Source organism: Mycolicibacterium mageritense, from assembly GCF_010727475.1.
Taxonomy (GTDB): Bacteria; Actinomycetota; Actinomycetes; order Mycobacteriales; family Mycobacteriaceae; genus Mycobacterium; species Mycobacterium mageritense.
This window is the reverse complement of the sequence record NZ_AP022567.1, coordinates 817296-840744: the sequence shown is the minus strand read 5'-3', so window position 1 is coordinate 840744 and position 23449 is coordinate 817296. Positions and strand designations below refer to the sequence as shown.

The window sequence follows — 23449 nt, the reverse complement described above, 5'->3', positions numbered from 1 at the left end:
GCACTCCTTTATTAAACCGACGTCGGTCTAATAAGTAGAGTACGACCGGATCGATGAGTTCGGTAGTGCTGACCGCGCCGGTCAAGCGCCGTTGTAGAACGGGCGCAACCTATTGACGCGCTGCGGCTTTCTCTTCGTAGTAGCGGGCCCGCTCGTCGACGAGGTCGAGGAACTGCGCCAACTCGGTGCGCGCCTGTTCGCCTGTCGCTCCGAAGTCGTCGCGATCAAATATCCGCCAAAACCGCAGTATCGGTTGCAGAACCTCGTCATGGTGGATCCGCAGATCGTAGATTCCGGCTTTCGCGATAAGGATGGCATTCTCCTGGAAATCGGTCATGCCTGCACCGGGCATCACGAAGCCGACGACCTCGTCCCGGATCGCCTGCATGGCCGCATCCGGCGCGATGTCCAATGCCGCTGCCATGAGATTGCGGTAGAAGACCATGTGTAAGTTCTCGTCGGCCGCGATACGCGCGAGCAACTGGTCGGCGATGGGACATCCGGAGGCTCGGCCGGTGTTGCGGTGCGACACCCGCGTCGCGAGCTCCTGGAATGACACATACGCCAATGCCTCCAGCGGAGACTTGTCACCGGAGTCGTAACCGGCGATCGTGTGTTCCATCCGGAGCGCTTCTAGCTTGGAGGGGTCGACACCACGGGTGACGACGAGATAATCGCGCAGCGCGATGCTGTGGCGTCCCTCCTCGGCGGTCCATTGCCCGACCCAGGTGCCCCACGCGCCGTCGCGGCCGAAGCGGGTGGCTATTTCGCGGTGATAAGAGGGCAGGTTGTCCTCTGTCAGCAGATTGACCGTGAGTGCGGCCTTGGCTACCGGATCGAGCGGGGAATCCTCGGGCTTCCAATCTTCGCCCCCGAGTAATGCGAAATCGCGCCCCCGGCTCCACGGCACATACGCGTGCGGATCCCACGGTTTGACGATCGACAAGTGGCGTTCCAGATTTTCCGCTACGACCGGTTCGAGTTCGTGCAGCACGTCCAGCATCGTTCGGCTCCGTCCCCGCGCCGGTATCTGTGAGCCGACGCGCAACCTACGGTACCGTAGGTTACGCATCCGTAGGTTGTTGGTCAACCGCAACTGCGGCCCTGAATCAGGCTCTCGCTACTCGGAATTGGTCGCGCGCTGGCCAGCGTCACCTCGCCCAGCGAGCATCGAAGTCAGGATGGTCGGCGTACACCATGGCCAACTGCCCGAGGATGGGTTGCTTCAGGTGGAGGTTGTCATCTTCACCGTGCGCGAAGTTCCATTGGACGTTTCGCAGCGCGTCGTCGACGAGACGACGTTTGAACGCTGCCTCACGCAGACCACGTGACGGTGCACCGCCCCGACGCAATGAACTGAGCTCTCCGCGCTCGTCTTCGGCGATCCGAGCAAGAACGAAACGCACGACGTTCATGCCGCCATTGTGCCAATTCGGTCAGGAGGCGCGAAAGATGTTCAAAGCCATGCGACCTCAGCTTTTTCCGCTGACGCGGAGACTACTGTTTGACCGCGACAGTGAAGACGGCGTTCGGTTCAACGGCGAAGAGTCGATCGCGGAACTCGGCCGCCAGCTCCGTGCCGAGGTCGTAAGGGAACGTCAGGACGGGATTTCGTCGCGTCCTTGGTTGCCGCGGAGTCCGGCGAGGTGGATGCGTACGAAACGTCGTCCGGCGCTGTTCTCGGCGCCGGGGCGGGTCGCGACGACGCCTCGGAGCGCAACGATCAGCGCTTTGATGTCTTCGGCGGTGACATCAGGTGCGAGCACACCGGCATCGATTGCCTTTGACGTGAGCTCGCGCACTTTGTCGCTGGTGCTCGCAGTGACGTCCGCGCCGGTCGTCCGATCCGCCAAAGCTGCCGCATAGCGGTACTTTTCGGCATTGAAGTCGACGACGAAGTCGAGAAATTCCTGTAAACCCGTGCCTGGATCGGGGCAGTCGAGTGCCTTCGCGGCGGCCTGGTCGAGTTCCTCGACGAACAGCTGGGCGATCGCATCCAGGAGCTCTTCTTTTCCCGCGAATCGCCGATAGATTGTGCCCACCCCGAGCCCGGCGCGGGCGGCGATGGATTCCATGCTCGCCTGCGGCCCCTGCTCGGCGAACACCGCGCGGGCTGCCGCAATTACCGCAGCGTCGTTGCGCAGCGCATCTCGACGCGGACCACGCGAGGCGGTCCGAGGGTGGCGGTCAGGCGGCATGCAGAGATCTTACCTAAACGGAATGCGGATTCATCTTAGCGTTATAGTGAATCCGTATTCCGTTTTAGTCGAGAGGATCGTCCATGAGACTCACCACGGGTTGGCAGAGTCAAGACCCGGCCAGCAATGCACTCACGCGAGTGTCGATCGAGCGCCGCGACCTGCGCCCCGACGATGTCGCGATCCGGGTCGACTACTGCGGCGTCTGCCACAGCGACCTGCACCGCATCCACGGGATGCTCGGGGAGAAGAACCTGGTGCCCGGCCATGAGTTCACCGGCGTAATCACCGCGACCGGCACTGCGGTGACGCGGTTCGCAGTCGGCGATGCTGTGGCGGTGGGCACGATCGTCGACTCGTGCGGCGAGTGTGCGATGTGCTCCGTCGGCCAGGAAAACTACTGCAGCCTCGGCGCGGTCAGCACTTATGGAGGTCAAGAGAACCTCCCGGGCGGCTACAGCCGCGAATACGTTGTGCGGGAGAAGTTCACCTTCGGGCTCCCTGATGGGCTCGATCCGGTTTCCGCGGGACCGCTGATGTGCGCCGGTATCTCGGTATGGGAGCCGATGCTCGCCGCCGGGGTCAGATCTGGCACGCGCATGGCCGTCGCCGGCCTCGGCGGACTCGGGCACCTGGCAGTCAAGCTGGGTGTCGCGCTCGGCGCTGAGGTCACCGTACTGAGTGGTTCGGCCGAAAAGATCGACGACGCAAGGGCACTGGGTGCAGCCGGCCTGATCGTCACCACCGACGACGCTGCAATGGCCCAAGCCGCCGGCCGTTTCGACTTCATCATGGACACCATCCCCGCAGACCACGACCTGTCGTCACTGCTCAGACTGCTCTGGCTCGACGGCACCCTGTGCGTGGTGGGTAACCCGCTGATGACCGGCCCCCGCCTGCTCGAACTGAGCCAGGGCCGCAAAAGGCTCACCGCATCGGGCACCGGCGGCCTGCCCCGAACTGCGGAACTGTTGCATTTCTGCGCCGAACACAACGTTGCGCCCCAAGTTGAGGTTCTGCCCTCGTCCAGAGCACAAGAAGCGCTGGACCGACTCGCCGTAGGAGACGTGAGGTATCGATTCGTCCTCGACCTCGCCGACCTCGACAACCCCGTCGGTCAGGCCACAGCGCGAATTCAGTGACCATCCCCATCCGGACCACGCTGTCAGGAGGCGGTGATGCCGCCGTCGTGGGCGATGATCTGGAACAGTGGCTCCCGGCACGCGGTGTTCGCTTCGGTGCCCGAGACGTTGTCGGTGGTGGCCGGGGCCGGCTCGCGCGACGAAGAAACGCGCATGCTGCGCTTCGGTTTCCAGCTCATCGGTGCGGTACTGGTGATCATGATCGCCGGCGCCACGATCACAACCGTGTTCGGCTAGCCGAGAACTAATCTGGGCGCGTTGGCGGCCAAAGAGCCACGACGTCAGCCGAATTCCTTGATCATCGCCACGCCGAGTGGCCCGCGTCCTTGGCCGGCCAGCTTGAAACCCTTGCGCCGGTAGAGATGTCGAGCGGGGTTACGCAAATGGACGTTGGTGCACATCACATCCATGGTCTGCGCGCAACGGGCGAACAACGCGTCCAACAGCATGCCGCCGATACCTGCTCCGCGCCGGCCGGGAGCGACACCGATGCACAGTTCCGGCACAGACGCACCAGAGGCATCGACACGCAGTGGTGGATCGTTATGCCACGTCCACACCGCTCCGACCGGCTCACCGGCCAGATCCTCGGCGATGATCGGTACCTCGCCTGGCGCCGGCAACATGCTGAGGACTTCGTCGTCATCCGGATCGGGCAGCGGCCAATCCTCGATGACGCACGCGTGGCGGGCCATCTCGATGACGAACGCCTGATCGGCGGCAGTCGCGGCACGCAGCCGCACCGCAGGGTCGGCGGGGATGCCGGGATCCTCGCAGCGGTTCACCCGGAGCCCATCACCTTTCTCCGCTTCTCGCACCAGGTATACGAGTGGCCGGCCTACCTCGTCGGTGGTCTCGTGGTGACGGTCAAACCCTAGTTTCTCCAAGACCCGTAGAGACGGCGCGTTCCATGCGCCGACTGTTGACCAGATCCGGGTGCGCCCCGTTGCGAACGCCGCACCCATCACCGCGTGGGCAGCCTCGGTCGCGTAACCGTGACCGTGGAACCGTTTCAGCAATTCGTAGGCGATCTCTGGTTCGTCGAGGCTGCATCGACCGATGATCAGGCCGCAGTATCCCAGCGGTTCACCATCGACGCGACGTCGAATGGTCAGCAGCCCGATGCCGTTGCCGAAGGCGCGGATTCGCTGCTCGGCCAGACGGCGCCGGACATCGTCCACTGACAGTGCCGTTCCGCCCTCGTGCTCGCCGAGCAGCTCGTGGTTCCACTCGGCATCGCATTCGTCGCGCAATTGCAGGCAGAGGCGCTGGGTGGTGATCGACCATGCCATCGCGGCGTACCGCATCGACGTCTCCTCTTGTGCAGTGGCGGGCAGCGACGTAAATCGGTTGTCGGAGCCGGTGTTACCTGTGACGCTACAACCGTGGAGATGCACCCGGGGCAACTGGCGGTCACGCCTGCCACGGTGCGTACATTGCTCTCCGAGCAGTTCCCCGGCTGGCGCGACGTGCGGATAGCAGCCGTGCGCGGTGCGGGGACCGTGAACGCGATCTTTCGGCTGGGCGATCAGCTCGTGGCTCGATTTCCGCTGCAGGCCGGCGATGTAGCGGTGGCACGGCGACAACTGGAGCACGAAGCGTCAGTCGCCGAAGAGCTGTTCGGCCACACCCCATTCGCCACGCCTCGGCCCGTCGCGATAGGCGAACCCGGAGCCGGCTACCCCATGCCCTGGTCGATCTACACGTGGCTGCCCGGCAACCCTGCCACCGGTGACAACCTCAGCTCGTCGCCGGAATTCGCCACGGACCTGGCGACGTTCATCACCGCGGTACGGGCCATGGACACGCGCGGCCGCACATTTGCCGGGACAGGCCGCGGCGGTGCCCTGTCAGGGCACGACGACTGGATGCAGGAATCCCTGTGCCACAGCCGAGGTCTGCTCGACGTCAAGACCTATCGGCAGATCTGGGCCGAGATGCGGACCCTTCCGCGCGGAGATTCGCCCGACGTCATGACCCACGGCGATCTCATCGCACCGAACGTATTGGTCGGCGCGGGGCGCCTTGTGGGCGTTCTCGATGTCGGCGGACTGGGGGCGGCTGATCCCGCACTCGACCTGGTGGCCGCGTGGCACCTCCTGGACTCGGGACCACGCCGGCGCCTACGGGATCACCTCGGTTGTGACGACGCGGAATGGCTCCGGGGCCGTGCGTGGGCATTCCAGCAGGCCATGGGTGCTGTCTGGTACTACGCGGACTCCAACCCGAGCTTCAGCGAATCGTGCCGGCTCACCCTGCAACGTGTGGCCGCGGATCGCGGCTAGCGACGATTCTCGACACCAGAGATGTTGTTCGCCGATCCGTACCACGACTGCACATCCGAATCTTGCCAATGAGGATGCGCGACACCAGTGCCGGGTGTCGCAGGCGCGCAGGCGGGTCGATGAGGCCGTTCACCCGTAGGAGCTGCTCGGTGACCCGGATGTCAGAACCGGCAGCCTCGATTGCTGCCAACCGCATCCATTTCTGAAGTCTCTCCGCGGCTTTCGGCCGTGCAATCGCCGGCGGTGGAATCCGGTCATTGGTCTGGTTCAACGCCCACGTGGACGAGAGATGTCTGGCCGTGGCAGCGAAGTAGCGTTCACGGAGCCGGCTTGGACCAGCCCGCAGGCATTCCCGCATGGTGAGTGCGTCCAGCGTCGCCATCGTCATGCCTTGCCCGTAGAGCGGGTTGAGGCTGCACAATGCATCGCCGGTCACCAGAAGCCCGGCGGGGAACCGTGGCATCAGGTCGTAGCGACGCCACACGGCCTGCGTTTTGCGCACTGTCGCAACCTCGCCGACGGGCTCGGCGCGGCGAAGACCGGCGATGATTCTCGCGGGCAGCATCTCACCGGCTGTGGCGAGCATGCCCGCGAAATCTGATGGTGGAGGGCCGGTTTCAGCGGCTCGCGCGATGGCCAGCATCCAGTGATCGTGTTCTTGGGCCAACAACAGCGCCCGTGGCCTGCGGCTTCCGTTGTTGGCCATTGCCATCCGTTCGGGGAAACCTGGCTCCGTCAGCGTCATCAATTGGCTGGAGTACGCCCAATCGGAGGAATCGGTCTGCTCAGCCGGCCTGCCATAGCCCAGGCTCTCCAGCAGCAGGGGTGTGCGCGACGCCCGCCCGGCCGCATCGATCACCAGGTCGCAGTCCAATACCGATTCAGTTCGGTTGGCGCAGTCGATCATTCGCAGACCAGTTATGGCGTCGGCCTGGATGACCGGCCCGGCCACGTCATGGCCGTCCAGGAACGTCACGTTGTCGAGTGCCTGAACACGTCGCCGGACGTGGAACTCGGTGAACGGCCGACTCGCGAGATAGAACCGCAGTGCGGCCGGATCGGCGAGGGTGCCTGACTGGCTCAACTCGTGGGCACCGACACGGGCATAGACCCGCGACAGATCGGGGTCATCGACCACCACCGCTCCGGCTGCGCCGAGTTCGTCGACGAAACCAGGGAAGAGCATGTCGAGCACACTGACACCGCGGCTCAACACGCTGTGCAGGTGGCGGCCCTGCGGCACACCCTTGCGGTGGACGGGGCTGTCGGGCAACACATCTCGCTCGACGATGGTGACCGAACGGTAGAACTCCGATGCCGCCCGGGCCGCCAGTAGGCCGGCCATTCCGGCGCCTGTGATCACTGCGTGTTCGCCGATCATGCTCACGTTTCCCCTCCGTGGTGCCCGCGTGGGGCCACGGTACCTCAAGTCTAAGAAAGATAAGACTTTATTAAGGTAATTCTAAGGGGTGGATGCACACCAGATTTCGACGCCAGGGCCGTGGTGCGTCGGGAATCACGACCCTGGCGTCACAAACCGCGCAGATCAGGCGGACGGTGCCGGCTGTTGGGCTGCCGCCGGTACGAGGCCGAGCTGCTGGAGCATTCCCAGGGTGTCCCAGGTGGCGTAGCTTTCGGCGATCTTGCCGTCTTCGTGGCGATCGGTGATGGTGAGCATGATCCTGGCGTGCCGGCCGGTGGCCGCCTGCCCCATGAGCCCACCCGTGTCGTCGCCCTGTGCCTCGAGCAGGGTGCACACGTAATCACCCTCAGCGACCTGCTGTTTGATGTCAAACCTGATGTTGGAGAACGTCTTCCGATACATGTCCATGAGGCTTCTCATGTGATCGGGTCCACGCTGATCCCCGAACGGATCCTGCGTGTCGTGGTACGCCGCGCCGGGAGCGACGAGGTCGTCGAGCTCGGCGAGGTCGCCTGAGGCGAATACCTCCCAGATTCGGCGGGAGACAGCTTTGTTCTGATCTTCGGCCATGATCCGGCCTTTCGGTGATTACCGCACGGCAGAGAACGTCCGCATGAAAACCGTAGGTCGGTTGCGGCGGAATGTCGCTGGCTGATTCGGGCGGCTTTGTGCTGTGTCTGCCGCATCAACGACTTTCGGCCCGCCGCATGCCGCTGACCTGCTACGACGTGCGACGGCTGGGCCCAATTCGGCAGTCGGCCAGCCGCCGGCGTGCAGTGGTCGCACTTCGCCAAATTTACGTGGTCCGGTGCAAACGGGGCTCCACCAGGAAAACCGGGTGCTTCGGTGCGGCGCGACGGAATTCTTCGGGCGGCGAGTCCAGGTCCACCTCGAGGTAGGGCAGCACCGAGAAGCGGCGATACACGCGGACGATGGGTGCGGGAATCCCCGGCGGACCGTGGTGCAGCGAGTACCGCATGATCTCGGCAGCCTCGTCGGGTGGCAGTTCGGTCGCGGTGATCTGCTCGGTGTGCTTCCCGCGGCTCAACGTGGCCTTGCCCGCGGCGGCTCGAAGGTTACGGACCCAGTTGACGACGCCGTACGACGCGACGAGGTAGCGGTGGTGGTTGTAGGTGAACACGACAAGCGGGGTGCTGATGGGCCGTCCGGTCTTTCGGCCCGGAACCGTCAGCGTCGCGAACGTCCCGAACTTCACGCCGGCTCTCAGCATTGCGCGCATCGCCGCGTTGTTGAACCGGACGAATCCGTTCACTCGATACTTTTTCGGCATACCTCCACTGTGCCTACCGATAGCCCCGTTTCAACAGGTGCTGCGCACCGGCGTCCATCGCGGCCGGGCCCGCCAGATCGAACCCGAACGCGTTGGCCAGCCGGTCGGTGATGTTGAACGCCAAGGACACCGCCAACGCGTCCTCGATCTGCTCCCGTGTGACACCCGCGGCGAGCACGGCACGAACGTCGTCAGGCTCGATGGCGTTCTCCCGGGTGAGCTTGCCGAGCAGGCGCAGCGTCGCGCGCAGCGGCTCCTCGATCGGCGCCGTGTCGAGATCTCTCAGTGTCGCAGCGACTTTCGCGTCGTCGCCGTACCACGTGCTCGACGTTGCGGTGTGTGCGGCGACGCAGAACGGGCACTCGTTGACCTTCGACACGAACGCCGCCATGAGCTCGCGATCGCCGACCGACCAGGCCGACGGGCCGCGCATCGCCTCCTGAGTGAGTGCACCGGCGGCGGCGCCGTAGAACTCGGGCCGGTACATCACGAGCTTGACGGCGTCGACCACCGGCTGGCGTGAAACCACCCGGATCAGCGCCAAGATGGCCTTCTTGCCGAGGGTGTGACCGTGGTCGAGAATCGTGAGTCGCATGGTCACGCCCCCGCCACTGCGGCCCGCGCGGCCGCGTATTGCCGGCAGGCCTGGCCGACCGCGGCGCACACCACGACCTCATAGATCTCGTCCTCGCTCAAACCGGCCGTGCGGGCGTCGGCGATGTCGCCGTCGGTTACGCGATAGGACTGATACGCGACCTTCTCGACCAACGTGTGCACGGGCTCGTCCAGGCCGGTGTTGTCGAACGCGGCCCGGCGCAGTTGCACCGGCGCTTTCCCCGCGCCGTCGCGAACGCGCGTGACCAGTGTGTGCAGCAGTTGAGTGACGTCAGACATGGTTCAGCTCCACAGGATTCGTTGTTGCAGTAGGGCTTGCTCGGCCGGATTGGCCGTGAGTTCGAGGGCACGTTGATCGGCGGCCCGGGCCTGGTCGGGACGGCCCAGTTCACGCTCGAGGTCCGCGCGTGCCGCGTGGTAGAGGTGATAGCGGTCGAGCGACTCGGTGAGGTCGTCGAGCTCGCGCAGCGCCGTTTGCGGGCCTGCGGTGTAGCGCAGCGCGATCGCGCGGTGCAGACGGGTGACGGGCGACGGCTGTAGGTGCAGCAGCATGTCGTAGAGCAACACGATCTGCTCCCAGTCGGTGGTCTCCCACGACTCGGCCTCGGCGTGGCAGGCGACGATCGCCGCCTGCAATTGGTACGGGCCGGGGCGTTGGTATTTCGCGGCGCGGACCAGCAGTCGGGTCGCGTCCGCGATCGCCGCACCGTCCCACAAGGACCGGTCCTGGTCCCGCAGCAACACCAATCCGCCGTCGTGATCGAAGCGGGCCGCGCCACGCGCGCGATGCAGCCGGATGAGGGCCAGCAGCCCGGCCACCTCGGGTTCGGTCGGCATCAGGGTGTGCAGCAGCGAGGCCAGCCACTCGGCGTCATCGACCAGATCGCGCGACTGGGCTCGCTCCGCGGTGGCGAGGTAGCCCTCGTTGAGCAGCAGATAGATCACCGTCAGCACCTCGGTCAGGCGCGCACCGAGTTCGTCGTCGGCCGGGACGCGGTAGGGGATCCCGGCGTCGGTGATCTTGCGTTTGGCGCGGGAGATCCGTCGTGCGATCGTCGACTCCTGCACCAAGAACGCGCGCGCGATCTGCGCGGTGGTCAAACCGCACACGACCCGCAAGGTGAGCGCGATCTGCGCCTCCCGCGTCAGCGCGGGATGGCAACACGTGAAGATCAGTTGCAGCCGCTCGTCGGGCTCAGGCTGGACCGGCGCTTCGAGCAGGGCCAGTTTGCCTGCGTAGTTGTTCTCGCGGCGCAGCGCATCGAGACCGCGGCGCCGCGCGACCGTGAACAGCCAGGCGTCCGGACGTTGCGGGATGCCCTCGTGCGGCCAGTGCCGCAGCGCAGCCAACACCGCGTCCTGCACCAGATCCTCCGCGGCCGCGAAGTCGCCGGTCAGGTGGATCAGCGAGGCGGCGAGCCGGCCCGCGTGTTCGCGTACGACGCGCGACAGCTCGGCGTGCGACGCCTGCATCACGGCAGCAGCGGGCGGATCTCGACGATCGGGCAGGCCGGCCACGTCTTGACCATCTGCAGCGCCTCGTCGAGATCGGCGACCTCGATCTCGGCGTACCCGCTGATGACCTCCTTGCCTTCGACAAACGGCCCGTCGACGATGACCGGCTCGCCCTGGTCGAGGCGCACGGTCGTCGCGGTTTCGGGGGACTGCAGCTTGCTGCCGCCGCGCAACTTGTCCGCGTGCGTCGCGAACCATTCGTTGACGCGTTCGTATGCCCGCTCCCGCTCGGCCGGATCCAAGCCCGCGAGCTCGTTGGCGAACTGCTCGGTCTCGACGAACAACAACACGTACTTCATGCCTTCAAGCCTCCTCGTCGTATCTCTACTAGACAGACGATCGGCAGAACATGGAACAGGACACATCCGGGGCTCGGCCTCCAGATTGCCGCTGTCAGCGCCTCGGCGGCGTGCTTAGGATTCATTTGCCGGCGATTCCATCGAGGGGGTGGGGATTGGTCGAATCGGAGGCGCGGGGGGCGTCTTTCAGGCGTCGATTCGAAGTGTTGCTGTCAGAGGGCGTGCGTCCGTTCCTGAAGGCGCGCGGGTTCACCCGGTCGGGCCGGGCCTTCCGCAGGCAGCGCGGCCCGCTGTACGACGTGATCGATTTTCAAGGCAACCGGTGGAACGGGGTCACTCCGTGGCATGGGTTCTTCGTCAACATCGGAGTCGGCTCGGCCGACGTCGACGCGGTGTGCGAACGCCCGTTGTGCCTGCTGAGCCGGCGCTGGGAGGGCGTGGTGGAGAATCTGCCGCACGAGCTGGCGTTCGACGATACGACGGACATGACGGCGTTCGCGGAGCGGCTCTGCGAAGGGCTCGACCAGGTGTTGATGGTCACCGAAAAGATCACCACCACTGACGAATTGGTGCGCTGGGCAATTGCCAACAACAAGCTGGCCGCCATGGAGCACACGTGTGCGTACCTGGCCGCCACCGATGACATCGATGCGCTCACCGAGTACATCTCGGCGCTTCGGGAGCAGTTCGGTCACCAGCCCCGATGGGAGATCTTCAACAGCCAGCTCACCGAGGCAACCGGATCCCGGTCCGAGACGCTCGTCGAGCGGGGAGTGCTCGACGCGGTCGTGCCGGATTAACCCACCCAGCTCGGCGGGCGCTTCTGCAGGAACGCCATCATGCCTTCGCGTGCCTCGTCGGAGACGAAGAGCTCGGCCGACTGCCGGGTGAGATCCTCGGCCAGCGCGTCGAAGTCGCGCAGGATCGCTGCGGTGGTCAACGCTTTCGACGCCGCAAGGCCCTGCGGTGAACCCTTGGCGATCTCCGCTGTCAGCGCAGCGACAGTCGCCGGGACATCGTCGGACGCGAGCGTGATCAACCCGATGTCAGCCGCTTCCGCGGCGCCGAACTTCTCGCCGGTGACGAAGTAGCGGCCGGCCGAGCGTGCGGTCATCTTGGGCAGCAGTGTCAGCGAGATGATGGACGGTGCAACGCCGATGCGGGCCTCGGTCAGCGCGAACGTGCTGTTGTTCCCGGCGACGACGAGATCGCACGCACCCACCAGACCCATGCCGCCTGCGCGCACGTGACCGTCGATCGCGCCGATGACGGGAACCGGCAACTCAAGGATCAGCCGCAGCGTCTTGGTCATCTCGCGGGCCCGGTCGACTGCGATGTCACCCGGATCCTGTCCGGCGGCCTCGCTCAGATCCGCACCGGCGCAGAATGTTCCGCCGGTGTGGCCGAGCACAACGACGCGGACGCGTGGATCGGCGGCGGCATCGGCCAGCCCCTGGTGGAGCTGGCCGACCAGGGCCGTGGACAGTGCGTTGCGGTTGTGCGGCGAGTCGAGCGTCAAGCGCGCAACGGCGCCGTCAACTGCGTATTGGACGAGTTCAGCCATCAGTAGGACCGGGGCAGGCCGAGCGACGTCTGCGCGACGAAGTTCAGGATCATCTCACGGCTCACCGGCGCGATGCGGGCCAGCTTCGACGCGTTGACCGCGGCCGCGATGCCGTACTCCTTGGTCAGGCCGTTGCCACCGAGCGACTGCACGGCCTGATCGACGGCCCGCACGGATGCCTCGCCCGCGGCGTACTTGGCCATGTTGGCGGCCTCGGCCGCGCCCACGTCGTTGCCCGCGTCGTAGAGTGTGGCGGCCTTCTGCATCATCAACTTGGCGAGTTCGATCTCGATGTGGTTCTGCGCCAACGGATGTGCCAGCCCCTGGTGCGAGCCGATCGGCACTTTCCAGACCTGGCGGGTCTTGACGTACTCGACGGCCTTGTTGATCGCGAACCGGCCCATGCCGACAGCGCTGGCCGCGCCCATGATCCGCTCGGGGTTCAGCCCGGCGAACAGCTGCGCGATCGCGGCGTCCTCGGAACCGACCAAGGCATCGGAGGGCAACCGCACGTCGTCCAGGAACACCTGGAACTGGCTCTCCGGGCTGACGATCTCCATGTCGATCTTGGTCCAGTTCAGCCCCGGAGTGTCGGTGGGCACGACGAACAACGCGGGCTTGAGGTTGCCGGTCTTGTGATCCTCGGTTCGGCCGACCACGAGCACGGCCTGGGCCTGGTCGATGCCCGAGATAAAGGTCTTCTGGCCCTTGAGGATCCAGTCGCTGCCGTCTCGGCGGGCCGTGGTGGTGATGCGGTGCGAGTTGGAGCCCGCGTCGGGCTCGGTGATGGCGAAGGCCATGGTGATAGAGCCGTCGGCGATGCCAGGGATCCAGCGCTTCTTCTGCTCTTCGGTGCCGAACTTCGAGATGATGGTGCCGTTGATCGCGGGGGAGACCACCATCATCAGCAGGGCCGACCCGGCCGCCGACATCTCCTCCATGACCAGGCTCAGCTCGTACATGCCCGCGCCGCCGCCGCCGTACTGCTCGGGCAGGTTCACCCCGATGAAGCCGAGTTTGCCTGCCTCGTTCCACAATTCGGTGGTGTGCTCGCCGGCGCGGGCCTTCTCCAGGTAGTAGTCCTGGCCGTAGTTGGCGGCCATCGCGGCGACCGCCTGACGCAGGGCCTGCTGTTCCTCGGTTTCGATGAAGCTCACTGCTGTTCTCCTTCTTGGGATTCGACCCGGGCAAGTACGGCGCCGACCTCGACCTGTTGGCCTGCGGTGACATTGAGCTCGGCCAGCACCCCGTCCTCCGGTGCGGCGATGGTGTGCTCCATCTTCATGGCTTCCAGCCAGATCAACGGCTGACCGGCCGTGACGGTGTCACCGACGGCGGCGCCCACACGCACCACCGAGCCGGGCATCGGCGCCAGCAGCGACCCGTGCGCGACGGCGTCGTTCGGGTCGGGGAAGCGGGGCAGCGCGGTGAACTGCGCGGGGCCCAGCGGGGAGTCGACGAACACCTGGTCGCCGTAGCGCGCCACGTCGAATGCACGCTCGACACCGTTGACGGCGAGCACCGCGCTTGTGGGCGCCGCCGAGACCAGGGAAACCCCGTCGGTGTCGGGCAGATCCAGGCCCGTGCGGGTGAACCGGTAACGCACCGCGATGTCGTCACCGGCCGCAGTGCGGTAGGACTTGGTCTGGTAACCCGACGCGATGTTGCGCCAGCCGCTGGGAGCGGCCGCGAAAACCCGTGCGGTGCCGCGGTTGTGCGCGGCGTCTGCGAGGGCCGCGGCGATCGCCGAAAGCGTGACGGCGTCGGCGTCGGTCAACGGCGCGGCCAGGACATCGAGACCGTGCGTGTCGAAGAACGCGGTGTCGGTAGCCCCGTCGAGGAACGCGGGGTGCCGCAGCACGTTCACCAGCAGATCGCGGTTGGTGCGCACCCCGTGAATCTTGGTGCGCGCCAGCGCGTCGGCGAGCACCGTGGCGGCCTGCCTGCGCGTCGGTGCGGAAGAGATGACCTTGGCGAGCATGGGGTCGTAGAAGATCGACACCACCGAGCCGTCCTCGATACCGGTGTCGACCCGCACCTGCCCCGGCACGTCGAACCGGTGCACGGTGCCCGCCTGCGGCTGCCAGCCCTTGGCGGGATCCTCGGCGTAGAGCCGCGCCTCGATGGCCGACCCGCGCGAAGCCGGCGGTTCGGCGTCGAGCCGGCCGCCGTCGGCGACGTGAATCTGCAGCTCGACCAGGTCAAGGCCCGTCGTGGCCTCGGTCACCGGATGCTCGACCTGCAGTCGCGTGTTCATCTCGAGGAAGAAGAAGTCCCCGTCGTCGTCCGCCATGAACTCGACCGTGCCTGCACCGGTGTACCCGATGGCCTCGGCGGCCAGCCGGGCGGCGTCGAACAGCTTGGCGCGCATGCCCGGTGTGCGCTCGACGAGCGGCGACGGCGCCTCTTCGATGATCTTCTGGTGCCGCCGCTGGATCGAGCATTCGCGTTCGCCGACCGCCCACACCGTGCCGTGCTCGTCGGCGAGCACCTGCACCTCGACGTGATGGCCCGCGGCCAGATAGCGCTCGCAAAACACGGTCGGATCGCCGAACGCGGACTGCGCCTCCCGCTGGGCGGCTGCGACTTCGCCTGCCAGCGCGTCGAGTTCACGCACGACCCGCATACCGCGGCCACCGCCGCCTGCCGACGCCTTGACCAGCACCGGCAGCTGCTCGGCTGTCACGCTGTCCGGCGACAGCTCGTCGAGCACCGGCACACCGGCCGCGGACATCATCTTCTTGGCCTCGATCTTGGAGCCCATGGCCTGCACTGCCGCGACGGGCGGCCCGATCCAGGTCAGGCCCGCGTCGATCACGGCGGCCGCGAAATCGGGGTTCTCGGAGAGGAATCCGTAACCGGGATGGATCGCGTCGGCGCCGGATGCCTGGGCCGCTGCGATGATCTGCGCGGAGTCGAGGTAGCCGTTGGTGCCCTCCAGGCGCACGCGGGCGTCGGCCTCGGCGACGTGCGGTGCACCGGCGTCGGGCTCGGTGTACACCGCGACCGTGCCGATGCCCAGGCGGCGGCAGGTTTCGAACACGCGGCGGGCGATCTCGCCGCGGTTGGCGACCAGAACTCTGGTGATCATTTTCCTCCTCCGCCGAAACTACGGGTTGTGGCGGGATCCGGCCCGAATGTCAGCAGAATGCGTAGTGTCGGCGGGAACACGGGCGCGCCTCTCACATCCGGAAGACGCCGAAGTTCGACGTCCCCTCGATCGGGCCATTGGCGATGGCGGACAAGCACATTCCCACGACCGTTCGGGTGTCGCGGGGGTCGATCACACCGTCGTCGTACAGCCGGCCGGACAGGAACATCGGCAGCGACTCGGCTTCGATCTGGGCCTCCACCGCGGCGCGCAGCGCGGCGTCGGCGGCCTCGTCGACCTGCTGACCGCGGGCCTCGGCAGCCGCGCGGCTCACGATCGAGAGCACACCGGCCAGCTGCGTGCCACCCATCACCGCCGACTTGGCCGACGGCCAGGCGAACAGGAAGCGCGGATCGTACGCGCGGCCGCACATGCCGTAGTGGCCCGCGCCGTAGGAGGCGCCGATCAGCAGCGAGATGTGCGGCACCTTCGAGTTGGACACCGCGTTGATCATCATCGAGCCGTGTTTGATCATGCCGCCCTCTTCGTACTGCTTACCCACCATGTAGCCGGTGGTGTTGTGCAGGAACAGAAGTGGCGTATCGGCCCGGTTGGCCAGCTGGATGAACTGGGTGGCCTTCTGTGACTCCTCACTGAACAGCACACCGCGGGCATTCGCGAGGATCCCGACCGGGTAGCCGTACAGCGTGGCCCAGCCCGTCACGAGCGACGACCCGTACAGCGGCTTGAACTCGTCGAAATCCGAGCCGTCGACGATTCGGGCGATCACGTCGCGCGGGTCGAACGGGATACGCAGGTCGGCTGGCACGATGCCGACGAGTTCCTCGGCGTCGTACAGCGGTTCGACGACAGGTGCGGGCGTAGGGCCTTGCTTGCGCCAGTTCAGCCGCGCCACGATGCGCCGGCCGATGCGGATCGCGTCGAGTTCGTCGGCGGCCAGATAGTCACCCAGACCCGATGTCCTGGAGTGCATTTCGGCCCCACCCAGGGACTCGTCGTCGGACTCCTCGCCAGTGGCCATCTTCACGAGCGGCGGGCCGGCCAGGAACACCTTCGAGCGTTCCTTGATCATCACGACGTGATCGGACATGCCCGGCACGTACGCGCCGCCGGCCGTGGAGTTGCCGAACACCAGCGCGATGGTCGGGATGCCGGCCGCCGACAGCCGCGTGAGATCCCGGAACATCTGCCCGCCCGGGATGAAGATCTCCTTCTGCGTCGGCAGGTCCGCGCCGCCCGATTCGACCAGCGAGACCACCGGCAACCGGTTCTCCATCGCGATCTGGTTGGCGCGCAGGATCTTCTTTAGCGTCCACGGGTTGCTGGTGCCGCCCTTGACCGTCGGGTCATTGGCGACGATGAGGCACTCGACGCCTTCGATGGTGCCGATGCCCGTCACGATGCTCGCGCCGACCTGGAAGTCGCTGCCCCAGGCCGCCAGCGGGCTCAGCTCCAGGAACGGCGAATCCGGATCGACCAGCAGCTCGACGCGTTCGCGCGCGGTGAGCTTGCCGCGGCCGTGGTGGCGGTCGACGTACTTGGGCCCGCCGCCGGCCATGGCCTTGGCGTGTTCGGCGTCGAGTTCGGCGAGCTTGGCGGTCATCGCCTCGGCGGCTTCGGCGAACGCCGGAGAACCAGGGTCGATCGTGGACTTCAGCGTGGTCATGACTGGAACCCCAATGTCTTGGCGGCCAACGACGTCAGGATCTCGGTGGTGCCGCCGCCGATGCCGAGGATGCGCATGTCGCGGTACTGCCGCTCGACCTCGGACTCGGCCATGTAGCCCATGCCGCCGAACAACTGCACGGCCTGGTTGGCGACCCACTCACCGGCCTCGACCGCGGTGTTCTTGGCGAAGCACACCTCGGTGATCAGATTTTCTTCGCCGGCGAGCTGGCGCTCGACGACGTTGCGCGTGTAGACCCGCGCGACGTCGATGCGCCGGGCCATCTCGGCGAGCGTGTTCTGCACCGACTGGCGGGAGATCAGTGGCTTGCCGAAGGTTTCGCGGTTACGGCACCACTCGACGGTCAGGTCGAGGCAGCGTTGCGCACTGGCGTAGGCCTGCGCGGCCAGGCCGACACGTTCGGAGACGAACGCCGCGGCGATCTGGAAGAAGCCCGAGTTCTCGGCGCCGACCAGGTTCGCGACGGGCACCCGCGCGTCGGTGTAGGACAGCTCGGCGGTATCGCTTGAGCGCCAACCCATCTTGTCGAGCTTGCGGCTGACCTCGAATCCGGGTGTGCCCTTGTCCACGACGATCAGCGATACGCCCGCCGCGCCGGGGCCTCCCGTTCGCGCCGCGGTCACGACGTAGTCGGCGCGTACGCCCGACGTGATGTAGGTCTTGGCGCCGTTGAGGATGTAGTCATCGCCGTCGCGGGTGGCCTTGGTCGTCAGATGCCCGACGTCCGAACCGCCGCCGGGTTCGGTGATGGCCAGCGAGCCGATCTTCTCGCCGCGCAGCGTGGGCTTGACGTAGGTCTCGATCAGCCGCTCGTCGCCCGATGCGATCATGTGCGGCACGGCGATCCCGCACGTGAAGAGCGACGCGAACACGCCGCCTGGCGCGCCCGCGTAGTGCATCTCCTCGCAGATGATGACCGCGTCGGCGCCGTCACCGCCACCGCCACCGACGGATTCGGGGAAGTTGGCTCCGAGCAGTCCGGCCTCGCCGGCCTTGCGGTGCAGTTCGCGGGGGAGTTCGCCGGTGCGCTCCCACTCGGCGACGTTGGGCAGCACCTCGCGTTCGGCGAAGGCCCGCACCGTTTTCCGCAGCGACTCGCGCTCGGGGGTGTTCCAGATACTCACTTGACGAGTTCCTCCGGGATGTCGATATGACGGCTGCGCAACCATTCGCCCAGCCCCTTGGCCTGTGGATCGAACCGGGCCTGATAGGCCACGCCCTGCCCGAGAATGCCTTCGATCACGAAGTTCACGGCCCGCAGTTTCGGCAGCACGTGCCGGGTGATCGGCAGCTCCGCCGTCTCGGGCAGCAATTCGCGAAGGGTTTCGACCGTCAGCGCGTGCGCCAGCCAACGCCATTCCTCGTCGGTCCGGACCCAGACCCCGACGTTGGCCGAGCCGCCCTTGTCGCCGCTGCGGGCACCGGCGATCGTGCCGAGCGGAACCCGTCGAGTCGGACCTGGCGGCAGCGGCTCCGGCAGCGCCGGCTCGGAAACCGCTGTCACCTCCAGCGTTTCGGTGGCCGGAGCGATGTCGACGCGCGTGCCGTCGGGATGCACCGCGGTGTGCGGCACCTTGGTCGCCTCGACGTATCCCGGCGTGAACACTCCGTACACCTGCCCGTCTCCGGGTGGGGCGGTGGTGGTGAAGCCCGGGTAGCTGGCGAGCGCGAGTTCGACTCCGGCCGCCGAGAATTGGCGTCCGACGACGTTGGGATCCGGATCCCGGGCCACGCAGTGCAGCAGCGCGCTGGCGGCTTCCTCGGTGTCGGCGTCGGGATGGTCGGTGCGAGCCAGCGACCATTCCAGTTCCGCCGGTTTGACTTTGAGCCCGGCCTCCAGCTGGCTGCGCACGAGCTGCGCCTTGGCCTCGATGTCCAGGCCCGTGAGCACGAATGTGGCCGCGTTGCGGAAACCGCCGATGCTGTTGAGCGACACCTTGAGCGTCGGCGGTGGCGCCTCACCCGTCACCCCCGTGATGGACACGCGGTCGTCGTCGTCCTGGCTCAGCTGGATCGAGTCGACCCGCAGCGTGACGTCGGGATTGGGGTACCGCGCGCCGGTGATCTCGTAGAGCAGCTGCGCGGTCACGGTGCCGACGCTGACCTGGCCGCCCGTGCCGGGGTGCTTGGTGATCACCGACGAGCCGTCGGCGTTGATCTCGGCGATGGGGAAGCCGGGGTGCTGAAGATCAGGCACTTCCTGGAAGAACGCGTAGTTGCCGCCCGTGGCCTGCGTTCCGCATTCGATGACGTGCCCGGCCGCGACGGCCCCGGCGAGAGCGTCGTAATCGGTTCGCTCCCAACCGAAGTGCGCGGCTGCCGGGCCCACGATCACCGAGGCGTCGGTGACCCGCCCGGTGACCACGACGTCGGCGCCTGCCGAGAGGCAGTCGACGATGCCCCACGCGCCCAGATACGCGTTGGCCGCCAGGGGAGTGCCGAGCCCGAGCTCACCGGCCCGTGCGACCAGATCGTCACCTTCGACATGCGCGACGCGCGCGTTCAATCCGAGCCGTTCGGCCAGTGCCCGCACCGCGGCGGCCAGCCCGGCCGGGTTGAGCCCGCCCGCGTTGGCGACGATCTTGACGCCCTGGTCCAGTGCCAGGCCGAGAGACTCCTCCAACTGGCGCAGGAAGGTCTTGGCATAGCCACGCTCGGGGTTCTTGGCCCGGTCGCGGGCCAGGATCAGCATGGTCAGTTCGGCGAGGTAGTCGCCGGTCAGATAGTCGAGCTCCCCGCCGGTGAGCATCTCGTGCATCGCGGCGAGCCGGTCGCCGTAGAAGCCCGAACAGTTGCCGATACGTACTGCACCTGGGCCTGCAGACGCCACGCATACCTCCGTCGCCAGTGACCTACCAACCGGTAGGTCAGCTACGTTAGCCGGTACCACCGGTCCCGCGTCAAGGGGTGGCCCAAGTGCCGGCTCGCGCGCGACAGTTTCGGCGAGATCGTGGATTTGGGCGCAGGTTCGGGGCATCCGCGCAGGTATCCGCCCAATTGCCGCCGCCGTAAATTTGCGAACGCAAACAATCCTGGGAAGCGGCTGGGTGAACCCTCGCCGCGGGGCATTTGCCGTGGTCAGATATCGCAGAAAATTTCCGAGCGAGGGGAACTCATGGGACGTCACAGGGCAATGTCGGATCGGTCGCGCCGGGCGCGCGTGCTGTTCGGTGGTGTGGTCGCGGGCGCGTCGCTCACGGTCGCCGGTCCGGTCGGCCTGGCGTTCGCGGCTCCGGGTGTCGACAACGCCGCCGGTCCGGAACCCGAGACGCCGCACAAGGTCGAGACCGCGGCCGACGCGGTTGCGCGGCCCGATTTCAAGAACCCCGCACCCGGGGTTCGGGCGATCCAGAATGTCGGTGACACGGTCTTCAACAACGGCAGCGCGCTGAACACCGCCGTCAACGGTTCGCCGATCGGCGATCAGTACCACCGCGCGTTCGGCACGCGCGGCACCATCACCGTCGACGACGAAGGTGTGCAGTACTACCAGGGCGACGGCACCAACGGCTACGTGACCGGCGTCCTCAACACCGGGACCGGCGGCCGCAACGGCCAGGTCACCGTTCCCGGGCAGGTGTACGCGCAGACCGTCAACATCCGGGAGTGCGGGCTGAAGGTCGCCAACGAGAGCGGTCTGCCCACCGGCGTGCGCAAGTGCCGCAGCTGACGCCGATCCGATGACGCGAGCCCGGCCGTTTTGGAGCCGACGCAGGTCAACCGTTACTCTGTAGTGCAATCGTCGCCGCCTGTTGGCGCCTGCGGCAACACCCCAAGCAAGGAGATGCACGTCATGGCTGTGCCCAAGCGCAGAATGTCGCGCGCGAACACCCGTAGCCGGCGCGCGCAGTGGAAGGCCGAGGCCACCGGTCTCGTCGGCGTCACTGTCGCCGGTCAGCAGCACAAGGTGCCGCGTCGTCTGCTCAAGGCCGCCCGTCTCGGCCTGGTCGACCTCGACAAGCGCTAAATCCGCGACGTCCACAAAAAGCGCTGCCACTCGTGGTAGCGCTTTTTGTCGTGTCATCCATTCGTAAGGCTTCCGGTAGCGGCGGGCAAACGCTAGGCAATTTTGCGGCGCGCCTCTTAGGCCACTCTCAGACGACAGGTTGAGACTGTGGCTGTGCGCATTCTTGTCGTGGACGACGATCGCGCTGTGCGCGAATCCCTGCGCCGGTCGCTTTCCTTCAACGGATACTCGGTCGAGCTGGCCCAAGACGGTGTCGAGGCTCTCGAACTGATTGCCAGCGATCGGCCCGATGCCGTGGTGTTGGACGTGATGATGCCGCGGCTCGACGGCCTCGAGGTGTGCAGGCGGCTCCGCAGCACCGGCGACGACCTGCCGATCCTGGTGCTCACCGCGCGCGACTCGGTGTCGGAGCGCGTCGCGGGCCTCGACGCCGGGGCCGACGACTATCTACCCAAGCCGTTCGCGCTGGAAGAGCTGCTGGCCCGGATGCGTGCATTGCTCCGCCGGACCGTGTCTGACGACGGTGCCGACTCGCAGATCATGGCGTTCTCCGACCTGACGCTGGACCCCGTGACCCGCGAGGTCACGCGAGGTACGCGGCAGATCAGCCTGACCCGCACCGAGTTCTCGCTGCTGGAGATGCTGATCTCCAATCCCCGCCGGGTGCTGACCCGCAGCCGCATCCTCGAAGAAGTGTGGGGATTCGATTTCCCGACCTCGGGCAACGCGCTCGAGGTGTACATCGGCTACCTGCGCCGCAAGACCGAAGCCGAAGGTGAACCGCGGCTGATCCACACCGTGCGCGGGGTCGGTTACGTGCTGCGCGAAACCCCGCCCTGATACCCGTGATGGCGATCAACCCGAACAATCTCTGGCGGTCGACGACACTGCCCAACACCAGTTCGCTGTCGTTGCGCTGGCGCGTGATGATGCTCGCGATGTCGATGGTGGCCATGGTGGTCGTGCTGATGGCCGTCGCGGTGTACGCCGTGGTGTCACGTGCGCTGTACGACGACATCGACAATCAACTGCACAGCCGGGCTCGGCTGCTCATCGAGAGCGGATCGCTGGCCGCCGATCCTGGCAAGGCCATCGAGGGCACCGCGTACTCCGACGTCAACGCGATGCTGGTGATTCCGGGCCGGGCCATCTACACCGCCAATCAGCAGGGCCAGACCCTGCCGCTGGGCCAGCAGGAAAAAGATGTGGTCTCCGGCGAACTGCTGATGTCGCTGCGCACCGCCAACCACCAGCGGGTGCTGGCCGTGCACCTGGCCAACGGCAGTTCACTGCTGATCTCCAAGAGCCTGGCACCGACCGGACAAGTGCTCAGACGGCTCGGCACGATCCTGCTCATCGTCGGCGGTGTGGGTGTGGCCGTGGCCGCGATGGCAGGTGGTGCGGTCGCCCGGGCCGGGCTACGACCGGTGGGGCGGCTCACGGAGGCCGCCGAACGCGTCGCGCGCACCGACGACTTGCGGCCGATCCCCGTGGTCGGCAGCGACGAGCTGGCCCGGCTGACCGAAGCCTTCAACATGATGCTGCGCGCGCTGGCCGAATCCCGGGACCGCCAAGCCCGATTGGTCTCCGACGCGGGCCACGAACTGCGCACGCCGCTGACCTCACTGCGCACCAACGTCGAACTGCTGATGGCGTCGCAAGCCCCTGGCGCGCCGCGCCTTCCGGAGGAGGAGATGGCCGGGCTGCGCGCCGACGTGATCGCCCAGATCGAAGAACTCTCCACACTCGTCGGTGACCTGGTGGACCTCACGCGCGACGACGCGGGCGGCGTCATCCACGAGCCGGTCGACATGTCGGAGGTCGTCGACCGCAGCCTGGAGCGGGTCCGGCGGCGCCGCAACGACATCGACTTCGACGTCGACGTGATCGGTTGGCAGGTGTTCGGCGACGCCGCGGGGCTGGGCCGCGCGGTTCTCAACCTGCTCGACAACGCCGCCAAGTGGAGCCCGCCCAGCGGTCGGGTCGAGGTGAGGTTGCGGCAGGTCGACCCGGCCCACGCCGAACTGGTGGTGGCCGACCACGGGCCGGGCATTCCGCCGCAGGAACGCCGGTTGGTGTTCGACCGCTTCTACCGTTCGGCTGCCGCGCGGGCCATGCCGGGCTCGGGCCTCGGCCTGGCGATCGTGCAGCACGTGGTGATGAAACACGGTGGGGCACTACGCATCGACGAGACAGTGCCGGGTGGCAATCCGCCCGGTGCGTCGATCCACGTGATGCTGCCGGGCCAGCCGTTGCCCGAAGCCCCGGCGGCGCCCAGGCTCGACGACAGCAGTGGGCATGTCATGAGCGCCGACAAAAAGTGAGACAGTTAACGACGACCGGGGGCGAAT

General features: G+C 66.6%; 25 protein-coding genes. 8 read left to right on the top strand and 17 right to left on the bottom strand.

What is annotated here, in order from left to right; all coding sequences use genetic code 11:
- Positions 1–109: 109 nt before the first annotated feature.
- The 3 genes from G6N67_RS04080 to G6N67_RS04070 form a co-directional block, all read right to left on the bottom strand.
- Complete coding sequence (locus G6N67_RS04080; protein ID WP_036438237.1) at positions 110–1003, bottom strand: acyl-ACP desaturase; 894 nt, start codon at positions 1001–1003, stop codon at positions 110–112.
- A 148-nt stretch (positions 1004–1151) separates the two neighbouring features.
- Entirely contained in the window at positions 1152–1415 is a 264-nt protein-coding gene (locus tag G6N67_RS04075) for a DUF6221 family protein (protein WP_036438235.1), read from the bottom strand.
- Between the two features lie 183 nt (positions 1416–1598).
- A complete protein-coding gene (locus G6N67_RS04070) occupies positions 1599–2198 on the bottom strand; it encodes a TetR/AcrR family transcriptional regulator (RefSeq protein ID WP_036438233.1) in 600 nt (199 codons plus the stop codon).
- An 83-nt stretch (positions 2199–2281) separates the two neighbouring features.
- Between G6N67_RS04070 and G6N67_RS04065 the strand changes: the two genes are divergently transcribed.
- Entirely contained in the window at positions 2282–3340 is a 1059-nt protein-coding gene (locus G6N67_RS04065) for an NAD(P)-dependent alcohol dehydrogenase (RefSeq protein ID WP_036438231.1), read from the top strand.
- Positions 3341–3376: 36 nt separating this feature from the next.
- A complete protein-coding gene (locus G6N67_RS04060) occupies positions 3377–3577 on the top strand; it encodes a hypothetical protein (protein WP_131524800.1) in 201 nt (66 codons plus the stop codon).
- 44 nt (positions 3578–3621) lie between these two features.
- On the opposite strand, the gene G6N67_RS04055 is transcribed toward G6N67_RS04060, so the two are convergent.
- Positions 3622–4647, bottom strand: coding sequence for a GNAT family N-acetyltransferase (locus G6N67_RS04055; RefSeq protein WP_081812728.1), 1026 nt, complete (start codon positions 4645–4647; stop codon positions 3622–3624).
- A gap of 84 nt (positions 4648–4731) precedes the next feature.
- Between G6N67_RS04055 and G6N67_RS04050 the strand changes: the two genes are divergently transcribed.
- A complete protein-coding gene (locus G6N67_RS04050; protein ID WP_036438835.1) occupies positions 4732–5625 on the top strand; it encodes an aminoglycoside phosphotransferase family protein in 894 nt (297 codons plus the stop codon).
- Here the strand turns inward: G6N67_RS04050 and G6N67_RS04045 are convergent.
- The 7 genes from G6N67_RS04045 to G6N67_RS04015 all read right to left on the bottom strand — a co-directional run bounded on the left by G6N67_RS04045 (position 5591) and on the right by G6N67_RS04015 (position 10768).
- On the bottom strand, positions 5591–7006 hold the full coding sequence (locus tag G6N67_RS04045; RefSeq protein ID WP_051579079.1) for an FAD-dependent oxidoreductase: 1416 nt from the start codon (positions 7004–7006) through the stop codon (positions 5591–5593). The two genes, G6N67_RS04050 and G6N67_RS04045, sit on opposite strands and share 35 nt — an antisense overlap.
- Before the next feature lie 165 nt (positions 7007–7171).
- Positions 7172–7618 carry an ester cyclase gene (locus G6N67_RS04040; protein WP_036438228.1) on the bottom strand — a complete coding sequence of 149 codons (447 nt, stop codon included), beginning with the start codon at positions 7616–7618 and terminating at the stop codon, positions 7172–7174.
- A 226-nt stretch (positions 7619–7844) separates the two neighbouring features.
- Positions 7845–8339 (bottom strand): nitroreductase family deazaflavin-dependent oxidoreductase, encoded by a 495-nt coding sequence (locus tag G6N67_RS04035; protein WP_036438227.1) that lies wholly within the window; start codon positions 8337–8339, stop codon positions 7845–7847.
- A gap of 13 nt (positions 8340–8352) precedes the next feature.
- Positions 8353–8934: a carboxymuconolactone decarboxylase family protein gene (locus tag G6N67_RS04030; protein WP_036438226.1), complete on the bottom strand. Its 582-nt coding sequence runs from the start codon at positions 8932–8934 to the stop codon at positions 8353–8355.
- Positions 8935–8936: 2 nt separating this feature from the next.
- The gene (locus G6N67_RS04025) at positions 8937–9233 is read right to left on the bottom strand and encodes a hypothetical protein (RefSeq protein WP_036438225.1); all 297 of its coding nucleotides are present in this window, start codon (positions 9231–9233) and stop codon (positions 8937–8939) included.
- Positions 9234–9236: 3 nt separating this feature from the next.
- On the bottom strand, positions 9237–10472 hold the full coding sequence (locus G6N67_RS04020; RefSeq protein WP_308289827.1) for an RNA polymerase sigma factor: 1236 nt from the start codon (positions 10470–10472) through the stop codon (positions 9237–9239).
- The gene (locus tag G6N67_RS04015) at positions 10427–10768 is read right to left on the bottom strand and encodes a YciI family protein (RefSeq protein WP_036438223.1); all 342 of its coding nucleotides are present in this window, start codon (positions 10766–10768) and stop codon (positions 10427–10429) included. The genes G6N67_RS04020 and G6N67_RS04015 overlap by 46 nt, the downstream gene beginning before the upstream one ends.
- A gap of 221 nt (positions 10769–10989) precedes the next feature.
- Between G6N67_RS04015 and G6N67_RS04010 the strand changes: the two genes are divergently transcribed.
- Positions 10990–11568 (top strand): DUF4304 domain-containing protein, encoded by a 579-nt coding sequence (locus G6N67_RS04010; protein ID WP_229481281.1) that lies wholly within the window; start codon positions 10990–10992, stop codon positions 11566–11568.
- On the opposite strand, the gene G6N67_RS04005 is transcribed toward G6N67_RS04010, so the two are convergent.
- The 6 genes from G6N67_RS04005 to G6N67_RS03980 all read right to left on the bottom strand — a co-directional run bounded on the left by G6N67_RS04005 (position 11565) and on the right by G6N67_RS03980 (position 19961).
- Positions 11565–12332: an enoyl-CoA hydratase family protein gene (locus tag G6N67_RS04005; RefSeq protein ID WP_036438219.1), complete on the bottom strand. Its 768-nt coding sequence runs from the start codon at positions 12330–12332 to the stop codon at positions 11565–11567. The genes G6N67_RS04010 and G6N67_RS04005 overlap by 4 nt on opposite strands.
- Positions 12332–13489 carry an acyl-CoA dehydrogenase family protein gene (locus G6N67_RS04000; RefSeq protein WP_036438217.1) on the bottom strand — a complete coding sequence of 386 codons (1158 nt, stop codon included), beginning with the start codon at positions 13487–13489 and terminating at the stop codon, positions 12332–12334. The genes G6N67_RS04005 and G6N67_RS04000 overlap by 1 nt, the downstream gene beginning before the upstream one ends.
- On the bottom strand, positions 13486–15423 hold the full coding sequence (locus G6N67_RS03995; RefSeq protein ID WP_036438216.1) for an ATP-binding protein: 1938 nt from the start codon (positions 15421–15423) through the stop codon (positions 13486–13488). Before G6N67_RS03995 ends, G6N67_RS04000 begins: the two co-directional genes overlap by 4 nt.
- Before the next feature lie 91 nt (positions 15424–15514).
- Positions 15515–17110 (bottom strand): acyl-CoA carboxylase subunit beta, encoded by a 1596-nt coding sequence (locus G6N67_RS03990; RefSeq protein ID WP_036438214.1) that lies wholly within the window; start codon positions 17108–17110, stop codon positions 15515–15517.
- Entirely contained in the window at positions 17107–18255 is a 1149-nt protein-coding gene (locus G6N67_RS03985; RefSeq protein ID WP_036438212.1) for an acyl-CoA dehydrogenase family protein, read from the bottom strand. The genes G6N67_RS03990 and G6N67_RS03985 overlap by 4 nt, the downstream gene beginning before the upstream one ends.
- Positions 18252–19961, bottom strand: coding sequence for an acyclic terpene utilization AtuA family protein (locus G6N67_RS03980; protein WP_036438210.1), 1710 nt, complete (start codon positions 19959–19961; stop codon positions 18252–18254). Before G6N67_RS03980 ends, G6N67_RS03985 begins: the two co-directional genes overlap by 4 nt.
- Before the next feature lie 285 nt (positions 19962–20246).
- On the opposite strand from G6N67_RS03980, the gene G6N67_RS03975 reads away from it, so the two are divergent.
- The 4 genes from G6N67_RS03975 (at position 20247) to G6N67_RS03960 (ending at position 23422) form a co-directional block, all read left to right on the top strand.
- Positions 20247–20801 carry a hypothetical protein gene (locus G6N67_RS03975; RefSeq protein WP_131524798.1) on the top strand — a complete coding sequence of 185 codons (555 nt, stop codon included), beginning with the start codon at positions 20247–20249 and terminating at the stop codon, positions 20799–20801.
- 123 nt (positions 20802–20924) lie between these two features.
- Positions 20925–21098, top strand: a complete 174-nt coding sequence (rpmF, locus tag G6N67_RS03970; RefSeq protein ID WP_036438829.1) for a 50S ribosomal protein L32 — start codon at positions 20925–20927, stop codon at positions 21096–21098.
- 153 nt (positions 21099–21251) lie between these two features.
- Positions 21252–21938, top strand: a complete 687-nt coding sequence (locus G6N67_RS03965; protein WP_036438826.1) for a response regulator transcription factor — start codon at positions 21252–21254, stop codon at positions 21936–21938.
- An 8-nt stretch (positions 21939–21946) separates the two neighbouring features.
- Complete coding sequence (locus tag G6N67_RS03960; protein ID WP_036438824.1) at positions 21947–23422, top strand: HAMP domain-containing sensor histidine kinase; 1476 nt, start codon at positions 21947–21949, stop codon at positions 23420–23422.
- Positions 23423–23449: the final 27 nt, after the last annotated feature.